3 rRNA genes are annotated in these 5425 nt (G+C 63.4%); all 3 read right to left on the bottom strand.

The features are described from left to right. Positions 1 to 59 precede the first annotated feature (59 nt). A 5S ribosomal RNA gene (rrf, locus tag PMX72_RS10155) occupies positions 60 to 175 on the bottom strand. Positions 176 to 321: 146 nt separating this feature from the next. Further along, a 23S ribosomal RNA gene (locus tag PMX72_RS10150) occupies positions 322 to 3294 on the bottom strand. Positions 3295 to 3694: 400 nt separating this feature from the next. Beyond that, positions 3695 to 5200 (bottom strand): 16S ribosomal RNA (locus tag PMX72_RS10145). The 16S, 23S and 5S rRNA genes sit together here, the layout of an rRNA operon. Positions 5201 to 5425: the final 225 nt, after the last annotated feature.

The raw sequence follows: 5425 nt of genomic DNA, 5'->3' as shown, positions 1-5425 counted from the left end.
GGGGAGGCCGCGAGGCCTCCCCCTTCTTCAAGTCTTGCGACGGCTCGGTGCCGTCCACCGGTCAGCGGCGCCCTGGCCTCCCACGGGCTGGCCCCGCAGTACTCTCGGCGCGATGGGGCTTAGCTTCCGGGTTCGGAACGGGACCGGGCGTGCCCCCCATGCTCTGGCCGCTGACCGGTGGGCGGCGCCCACCGTTACGGTGTCCTGGGTCTCATCTACGTGCCCTGGGGGCCGCATGGCGCATAGGAAAGATCTGACTCGGGAGCATCCTCGTGCCCGGACCGCGCATGAGCGCGAAGTCCCGCGGGCCGCGAGGTGCGGTTCCGGAAGAGCTCGGGCGATTAGTGCGGCTCGGCTGAGGACGTCGCCGCCCTTGCACCTGCCGTCTATCGACCAGGTAGTCTACCTGGGCCCTTACCGGAAGGAGAACTAATCCCTGGAACGGCTTCCCGCTTAGATGCCTTCAGCGGTTATCCGCGCCGCACGCGGCTACCCGGCCGTGCCGTTGGTCGACAACCGGTTCACCGGAGGTGCGTCCACCCCGGTCCTCTCGTACTGGGGGCAGCCTCCATCGATTCTCCTGCGCCCACGGAGGATAGGGACCGAACTGTCTCACGACGTTCTGAACCCAGCTCGCGTACCGCTTTAAACGGCGAACAGCCGTACCCTTGGGACCTGCTCCAGCCCCAGGATGCGATGAGCCGACATCGAGGTGCCAAACCTTGCCGTCGATGTGGACTCTTGGGCAAGATCAGCCTGTTATCCCCGGAGTACCTTTTATCCGTTGAGCGACGGCCCACCCACTCGGGGCCGCCGGATCACTAGAGCCTGCTTTCGCACCTGCTCGGCTTGTGGGCCTCGCAGTCAAGCCCGCTTGTACTCTTGCATTCAAAAGGACGGTTGCCGACCGTCCCGAGCGGACCTTCGCGCGCCTCCGTTACCCTTTAGGAGGCGACCGCCCCAGTCAAACTGCCCGCCTGGCACGGTCCCCGAGCCGGTTGACGGCCTCGGGTTAGGACGCCGGTCGCGCGAGGGCAGTATTCCAAGGGCGGCTCCCCGGGGGCTGGCGCCTCCGGATCTGTGCCTCCTGCCTATCCTCTACACGCGGGACCAGCGGCCAATGCCAAGCTGCAGTGAAGGTTCACGGGGTCTTTCCGTCCTTCCGCGGGTAAGTCGCATCTTCACGACCAGTGCAATTTCACCGGGTCCATGGTCGAGACAGCGCCCAAGTCGTTGCGCCTTTCGTGCAGGTCGGAACTTACCCGACAAGGAATTTCGCTACCTTAGGACCGTTATAGTTACGGCCGCCGTTTACCGGGGCTTGGCTTCGGGGCTTCGCCTTGCGGCTAACTCCTCCGCGTGACCTTCCGGCACCGGGCAGGCGTCAGACCCTATACGTCGCCTTGCGGCTTCTGCAGAGTCCTGTGTTTTTGGTAAACAGTCGCTTGGGCCTCTCCACTGCGGCCCGCCTCCGCTCCCCGGGCAAGCCGGTTCACGTACGCGCGGGCACCCCTTCTCCCGAAGTTACGGGGCCATTGTGCCGAGTTCCTTGACCATGGTTGACCCGATCGCCTCGGTATGTTCTACCCACCCACCTGTGTCGGTTTGCGGTACGGGCGCGCACGCGCCTGCCTAGGGGTTTTTCTAGGGACCTCGGGCTCACTCGCTTCGCTTGATCGCTTCGTCCGGAGCCTCGCCCTCGTGCGGACCGGATTTCCCTGGTCCGCGGGCCGCGCTCCATCACGGGGACGTCCAGAACCCCGCCGAGCCACCCCCATCCGTCGCCCCGTCGGTCGTAGCGCCGCGTGCGCGGTGCAGGAATGTCTGCCTGCTGCGCGTCGGCTACGCCTCCCGGCCTCGCCTTAGCCCCCGACTGACCCTGGGAGGATTAGCCTTGCCCAGGAAACCTCGGGTTCACGGCGGACGAGTTACTCTCTCGTCTCTCGCTACTCATGCCAGCATTCTCACTCCCATGCGCTCCACCGCCGGTCGCCCGGCGGCTTCACCGCCCATGGGAAGCTCCCCTACCGATTCTGAAAATCAAAATCCCGCCGCTTCGGTGTCCAGCTTAGCCCCGTGTATTGTCGGCGCATGTCCACTCGACCAGTGAGCTGTTACGCACTCTTTGAATGCATGGCTGCTTCTAAGCCAACATCCTGGTTGTCTGGGCGGACGCACATCCTTTGCCACTCGGCTGGAACTTGGGGACCTTAGCGGGCGGTCCGGGCTGTTTCCCTCTCGAGCACACAGCTTAGCCCACATGCTCTGACTGCCGCGCTCTGGGCCGCCGGCATTCGGAGTTCGGTTGGATTCGGTAGGCGGCGAAGCCCCCTCGTCCATCCGGTGCTCTACCTCCGGCGGTGAACGCGCGACGCTAGCCCTAAAGCTATTTCGGGGAGAACGAGATATCTCCGGGTTTGATTGGCCTTTCACCCCTATCCGCAGGTCATCGCCGCCGTTTTCAACCGACGTGCGTTCGGCCCTCCACGGGGTCTTACCCCCGCTTCAGCCTGCCCACGGATAGCTCACCCGGCTTCGCGTCCGCGGCGCGGGACTCAAGTCGCCCTGTTAAGGCTCGCTTTCGCTCCGGCTCCCTTTCGGTTAACCTCGCCCCGCGCCAGCGACTCGCTGGCTCATTCTACAAAAGGCACGCCGTCACACCGTATAGGTGCTCCGACTGCTCGTGGGCGCACGGTTTCAGGTACTGTTTCACTCCCCTCCCGGGGTGCTTTTCACCTTTCCCTCACGGTACTGGTGCGCTATCGGTCACAGGGTAGTACTCAGGCTTGGATGGTGGTCCACCCAGGTTCGGACCGGGTTTCACGTGCCCGGCCCTACTCAGGGACCGCGTCGCGCCGTCCGGTCTGGGTTCGCGTACGGGGCTGTCACCCGCTGCGGCCGGCCCTCCCATGCCGTTCCGCTCCCCAGCCGGACCTGCGCCCGGGGGCGGCAGCCCCCGGATGCGCGGCCCTGCAACCCCGTCGGCGGAACCCCTGCCGGGTATGCCCGCTCGACGGTTTGGCCATCGGTCCCCTTTCGCTCGCCGCTACTCGGGGAGTCTCGAGATTGATTTCCTCTCCTCCGGGTACTTAGATGTTTCAGTTCCCCGGGTTGTCCTCCCCGCCCCTATGTGTTCGGGGTGGGGATATCCACACTGCTGTGGATGGGTTCGCCCATTCGGAGACCCCCGGGTCGAAGGATGTGTGCTCCTCGCCGGGGATTATCGCAGCTTGCCGCGTCCTTCATCGGCTCCCTGTGCCAAGGCATCCGCCGTGCGCCCGTGGTATCTTGCGGGACCGCATCGGGCCCGCGGGATATCCACGTGTCGCTAATTAAGTTAAATTAATCGATATCATGAATAGCGCTCGTATGTCGCAATTCGGGTATCTCATACCGCGGCACAGTGTCTTCACTGTGCTCGCGATCAGATGCTCCTCACTCATTAATAAGTGAATTCTTCTTGTTTGGATCGGATGAATGATTGCTATCATTCTGTCTGATAAATCGCAGAAAAGAATCGAGTCTGGAAGAATGATCTTCCATCTCTCTCCTATCGCTATGCGGCTCTCAAGGTACGCGGGTGCGACCCCGGGGACCGGGTGCTGCGGGGAATCATCCTGGCGACATCCACCGGACGGGCTCCTGCCCTCTATTCGAGTTAAAGTGTTTTCTCTCTAAGAATTTATCTCCCTAGAAAGGAGGTGATCCAGCCGCACCTTCCGGTACGGCTACCTTGTTACGACTTCACCCCCCTCACCCTCCACACCTTCGGCGCCTCCCCCCTTGCGGTTGGGCCGGCGACTTCGGGTGCAGACGACTCGGGTGGTGTGACGGGCGGTGTGTACAAGGCCCGGGAACGCATTCACCGCGGCATGCTGATCCGCGATTACTAGCAACTCCGACTTCATGGGGGCGGGTTGCAGCCCCCAATCCGAACTGGGGCCGGCTTTCCGGGATCCGCTCCCCCTCGCGGGGTGGCATCCCTCTGTACCGGCCATTGTAGCACGTGTGCAGCCCAGGGCATAAGGGGCATGATGACTTGACGTCGTCCCCGCCCTCCTCCGCCTTGACGGCGGCGGTCCCGCGTGGGTTCCCGGCATCACCCGATGGCAACACGCGGCGGGGGTTGCGCTCGTTGCGGGACTTAACCCAACATCTCACGACACGAGCTGACGACAGCCATGCACCACCTGTATGGGCTCCTCTCGGCCACGGGGTCTCCCCCGCTTCACCCATATGTCAAGCCCTGGTAAGGTTCTTCGCGTTGCTTCGAATTAAGCCACATGCTCCGCTGCTTGTGCGGGCCCCCGTCAATTCCTTTGAGTTTTAGCCTTGCGGCCGTACTCCCCAGGCGGGACGCTTAATGCGTTGGCTGCGGCACGGGGGGATCGTCCCCCCACACCTAGCGTCCATCGTTTACGGCTGGGACTACCAGGGTATCTAATCCTGTTCGCTCCCCCAGCTTTCGCGCCTCAGCGTCGGTCTCGGCCCAGAGGGCCGCCTTCGCCACCGGTGTTCCACCCGATATCTGCGCATTCCACCGCTACACCGGGTGTTCCACCCTCCCCTACCGGACCCAAGCCGCGGAGGTTCCGGGGGCTTCGGGGGGTTGAGCCCCCCGCTTCGACCCCCGGCCTGCCGGGCCGCCTACGCGCGCTTTACGCCCAATGAATCCGGATAACGCTCGCCCCCTACGTATTACCGCGGCTGCTGGCACGTAGTTAGCCGGGGCTTCTTCTGCAGGTACAGTCTTGACTCTTCCCTGCTGAAAGCGGTTTACGACCCGAAGGCCTCCGTCCCGCACGCGGCGTCGCTGCGTCAGGGTTCCCCCCATTGCGCAAGATTCCCCACTGCTGCCTCCCGTAGGAGTCTGGGCCGTGTCTCAGTCCCAATCTGGCCGGTCGGTCTCTCAACCCGGCTACCCGTTGTCGGCACGGTGGGCCGTCACCCCGCCGTCTACCTGATGGGCCGCGGAGCCATCCCCTCCCGTCGGGGCTTTAGCCGGGGTGCCATGCGGCACCCCGGGGTATCCGGTATTACCCGTCCTTTCGGGCGGCTATCCCGGGGGAGGGGGCAGGTTCTCCACGTGTTACTCAGCCGTTCGCCACTCGCTTCCACCCGGAGGTGGGTGCCGTTCGACTTGCATGTGTTAGGCGCGCCGCCAGCGTTCATCCTGAGCCAGGATCGAACTCTCCGTCCAAAATATTCTGGGCTTCGAGCCCGTCCGGTCCTCACAACTGTTACGCTGATCGGTTCCGTTCGATTCATATGGTTCTGTATAGGAAAAGGAATTTCTCGGGGCCGCCTCTCGGCGGCCTTGCGAAAAACAAATCCAAGTTAGACCATTTCAAATGGTTCGATGTCTGCCCGGATGCGACACTGAATGTGTCCATCCTCGCAGTATCCGGTTCTCAAGGTGCACGCC

Source organism: Collinsella aerofaciens, assembly GCF_028207065.1.
Classification (GTDB): domain Bacteria; phylum Actinomycetota; class Coriobacteriia; order Coriobacteriales; family Coriobacteriaceae; genus Collinsella; species Collinsella aerofaciens_AR.
Note: the sequence above shows the minus strand (reverse complement) of the source record. Positions and strands in the feature narration are given on the sequence as shown.